Annotated in this window: 1 protein-coding gene; it reads left to right on the top strand. The window is 63.2% G+C overall.

Annotated elements, in window-relative coordinates; genetic code table 11:
• Nucleotides 1-202: hypothetical protein (locus ACM615_RS24400; protein ID WP_431012710.1), on the top strand; the 202-nt coding region annotated here is incomplete at its 5' end.
• Nucleotides 203-250 lie beyond the last annotated feature (48 nt).

Genomic DNA, 250 nt, shown 5'->3' with positions numbered 1-250 from the left:
CTACTCCGCCGGTGGCCTGGCCGCCTGCGCCAAGGCCCTGCGCCCCAAGGGCGTGCTCGCGGTATGGTCGGCCAGCGCCGACAAGCTGTTCAGCGACAAGCTGCGCAAGGCCGGCTTCAAGGCCGAAGAAGTGCAGGTGTTCGCCCATGGCAACAAGGGCACGCGGCACACCATCTGGATTGCGGAAAAGCTCAAGGGCTAATTGCGCCGCGATTGGCTAGAATCAACCTTATCCGTGAACCACCCAAAG

The organism is Rahnella sp. PAMC25617 (genome assembly GCF_050606005.1).
GTDB classification, from domain to species: Bacteria; Pseudomonadota; Gammaproteobacteria; order Enterobacterales; family Enterobacteriaceae; genus Rahnella; species Rahnella variigena.
This window is presented reverse-complemented; position numbering and strand designations above follow the sequence as displayed.